The sequence below is a fragment of the Actinospineispora spinosispora DSM 44797 genome (assembly GCF_000429025.1).
Taxonomy (GTDB): domain Bacteria; phylum Actinomycetota; class Actinomycetes; order Mycobacteriales; family Pseudonocardiaceae; genus Pseudonocardia; species Pseudonocardia spinosispora.
The window spans coordinates 1-3,810 of record NZ_AUBB01000079.1 but is presented as its reverse complement, the minus strand read 5'-3'; the positions used below and the strand labels follow the sequence as shown (position 1 = coordinate 3,810).

The window sequence follows — 3,810 nt, the reverse complement described above, 5'->3', positions numbered from 1 at the left end:
TGCGCCCGCTCCGAATGGGGTCCGTGAGCCCGCCGGCTGCGCCGACTGGCTCCACCGTTACGACCGGGCTGCGCCCTCATCAGGAACACGTGCAAAAGCGCCCTAGAAGAGCACTGAGCTGGATTGAGAGACTCTGGAGCGCTCTTACGGTACCCCGCAGAGCCATCGGGCGGATCACCCCCACCCCACTGCAAATAACAGCATAGCAGCACTACAGCGCAAAACAACATCCAACCACTATAGTCCTATGTGGACTCTAAAAAGCGCGCGATTCGCCAACACGCAGAACAGTCGATTCTCAATCAAGATGAACAATTCTCACCGAGTTGAACAAAACCCTCGATCTTCTCCAATGCCATTGGCCAACAAGCCCGGCCAATCATCGCTATGTCCAGCCCCGAGATCACCCAGCGATGCGCGGGCCAGTACTTCGATCAACGCCGTTGAACAGGACGTCATCGAGCAAGTTCTCACCGTCAGGTTTGGTGACCCGCCAATACCCCCGACCCGCTGAGGCAGGCAACAGAGCCACCCCCACGCCGGCGAGGAAGATGATCACATGTCGCATGGGGGACGTACCGAGTCAGCCAAACACCCGAAACTCGCCGCATACCATGAGACAAACCACCGCCACGACGTCTCACGCCAACTGGCGAACCCCAGGCCAGAGACGACCGCCCTCGCCACAGCAGATGAGACGCGACAGCGTGCCGCACGATGGGTCTCTCCGCGACCGGCTGAGCTGTCAGTCGTTGACAAGTCGAGACCCTGTTTTTGCTGCTCAGTCCGGTCAGCCTGTATGATCGAACACATGTTCGAATTTTCGGAGAACTTATGTCTGTTCCTGGGGTAGTGCCAGCTGGCGATAGCGGACCTATTGTGGCCGCCATGGGGAGACGCTCGAATGAGGCGGAGCAGGCGGCGCTCGTTGCCCTGCTGCGCGAACGACCCCACAACCTGAAGTGGCCCGAGATCGCGGGCCTGGTAAACGAGCACGGCAGCGCAGTCGCGGTGTGGGACAAGGAATTCCCCGCCGACCTGTTCAGCAGCAGCGACGAGGCACCCGCGCTCGCGCAGGCCCGGCGCGACATCGCCGAGTGGGACGCCGACCAGCTCGGGTTCATGACCTTCCTGGACAACGACTACCCCGCCCAGCTGCGCGACATCCACGACTTCCCTCCGGTGCTGTTCCATCGCGGCACGCTCATCCCCAGCGACGTCGGCATCGCCGTGGTTGGCTCGCGCGCAGCGTCCACGCGCGGACTGGAACTGGCATCCGCGATCTCGACCGGCCTAGTCAAGCGCGGCATCACCGTTCTGGCCGGGCTGGCGCTCGGCATCGACACCGCCGCTCACGTCGCCGCACTGAAAACCGGCGGGCGCACAGTCGCCATAATCGGCACCGGCATCCGCAAGTACTACCCCAAGGAGAACCGCGAGCTACAGGATCAGATCGCGGCCGAGGGCCTGGTGCTCTCGCAGTTCTGGCCCGACGGGCCGCCGGGTAGACACACCTTTCCGATGCGTAACACGGTGATGTCTGGCTACGGACAGGCAACCATCGTGGTCGAGGCCGGCGAGTACAGCGGCGCGCGCATCCAGGCTCGACAGGCGGTCGCGCATGGCAGGCCAGTCATCCTTAGCGACCTGGTCGTCAAGTCAACCAAGTGGTCACAGGAGCTGCGCACCAGACCCGGCGTGCACGTCGCCACCAGCGCGGACGAAGCGCTGACGTTCGTGGACGACATCTTGGCTGGTCCAACGAAGCTCGGCGAGCTACTGGCAGCGGCCACCAGGGCATGACCTCGCAAGGACAGTTTGAGCAACAGGTCAGCGCGGCGCTGTTCGCCCAAGTTGGCGGGTTCTTCTCCAACACCCAGCGCGGGCTGGGGTTCTGCTCAGTCTGCACCGCACCTGATCCCAACCACCTGTGCGGCCAGTGCGGGAGCCAGCGAGCAACATTCGGTGATCAGCTCGCGGACCAGACGCTTCCGCTCGCCTACGTGCGGGGATGGATGCCCGGCTACGTGCACCAGTCACAGCACCATGTGCGGCAGTACAAACACCCGGATCACCCGTCGGAGCGCTGCGTCGCGGACCTACAAACCATGATCACCGCAGCTACATACATCCACGGCAAGTGCATTGCCCACGCTGCCGGCCGATTCTGGGAGGTGATCACATTCGTCCCCTCCAAAGATCGACCCGACGACACCCATCCGACCGCCGGTCTCGCCCAGTGCGTGACGAACTACCGCAACGTTCCAACACAGCGGCACATCACGCTAGCACCAGGCCCATCAATAACCTCTGACGATCGCCGGCCTATGCCGGATCGCTTCGCAGTCCCAGACGAGCATCGAGCAACAGTGAAGGGCAAACACGTGCTAGTCATAGACGACACCTGGGTATCAGGCGGGAAGGCGCAGTCAGCGGCTCTGACCCTGAAAACGGCCGGCGCCTCGACCGTATCAGTCTTGTGCATCGCCCGGTGGTTGAGCCACCGGTGGTCCGAGCACCGGGCATACGTCGAGACCCCAGTCGTGCCCTACAACGCACTAATCTGTCCGGTGACCGGCGGCGCCTGCCCGACATAACGGTCACACGGGCATCTACCACTGCCCGACAGCCGCAGTCCGCCCGACTCGGACGTCAGCCGACGACCCACCACCCGCCGCCGTTTCCGTGTGCGACCAGACGTCATCGCTGCGGCCCACCTGACCAGCTCGACAAGCCCTGCCCACCAGCTACTCGACGCCTGGCTCCGCAGATACTCCTGCCCCGCATCTTGGACCAGCGCCGTAGCCGAACGCCCCTCACGGATGGCCTGGTGCGAGACGGATGGGACCGACGCGTCCGGTCCCGCCGGTCGCCATACAGGTCCGGGTTAGTCGCGGCGTGGCGTAGGTAGAACTGGGCAAGTTGCTCCAGCAGCTGATCCAGGCCGTGGATCGCTGAGCCCACTCCCCTGATGACGTCGTGGCCGGACGCGGCGTGGGGCAGCGTGGTGTCGATGCAGGTCGCGTTGTTCAGGTACCGGACCAGCTGGTCCATCGTCTCGGCAGCCGTGCTGGTCCGGTGAAAGCCATGCGGCCCGTCGTAGGGCCAATGCTGTTCAACCACCTCCTGGCCGGAGGCCAGTTCCTCGTCCGGGACGCCGCCACAGTCAACACGACGCTCTTGTCCAGCCATGACGAAAGCGTCTCACCGGGGGTTGAGGAGTAGTGGTGCCGGCGGCGGTCGGTGTCGGGGGAGGTTGCGGCCCCGCCGGTGAGCGCAGGTGACTTCCTCCAGTCCCTGCCCAGGTTAAATCTGATGCACCGACACCCAGAGACAAGGAGATGGCTCCATAACGACCTCCACCGGCGGAAACCCGACCGTGCGAGTGCCGGGTGATCCCAAGGCCGACGCACTGTTCCTCGAGGACTTCACGCACATGTCAGGCTTCGGTGCGACGCCTGCGGGCGGGGTCGAGCGCCAGGCCGCCACCGACGAGGACGGACACACCCGCGCCTGGCTCTCCAGTTGGATTGCCGAACGCGGATTCACCGTCGCGTCAACTCGTCGCCCTCTAATTCGCAACGACGGCTGGAATCCGCCCCTCATCGAGGGGGCGCACGGTCCAGTCCTGCATCTCCGCGACGACCCGGTCGGTGATCCGGGAAACGGTCTCCTTGGACACCGACGCCCCGTAGACCTCGGCGAAGTGCGCGCTGAGTCGAGTCGGTATGGGGCGCGGTTCCGGTGTTGCTACCGGCCCGTTTCCCCATACCGCTCGCCGAACCCGCCGTGCGCCTTTCAACGCAACGG

At 64.3% G+C, this 3,810-nt stretch carries 1 protein-coding gene and 2 pseudogenes; 1 reads left to right on the top strand and 2 read right to left on the bottom strand.

Going from position 1 to position 3,810, the window contains the following annotated elements; translation table 11 throughout:
* Positions 1-888: 888 nt before the first annotated feature.
* Positions 889-1,803: a DNA-processing protein DprA gene (locus tag G406_RS0123520; RefSeq protein ID WP_028935652.1), complete on the top strand. Its 915-nt coding sequence runs from the start codon at positions 889-891 to the stop codon at positions 1,801-1,803.
* A gap of 1,636 nt (positions 1,804-3,439) precedes the next feature.
* Here the strand turns inward: G406_RS0123520 and G406_RS59840 are convergent.
* Positions 3,440-3,520: pseudogene (locus tag G406_RS59840) on the bottom strand (hypothetical protein); the annotation flags it as partial.
* An 81-nt stretch (positions 3,521-3,601) separates the two neighbouring features.
* Positions 3,602-3,718, bottom strand: a pseudogene (locus G406_RS57290) (transposase); the annotation flags it as partial.
* Positions 3,719-3,810 lie beyond the last annotated feature (92 nt).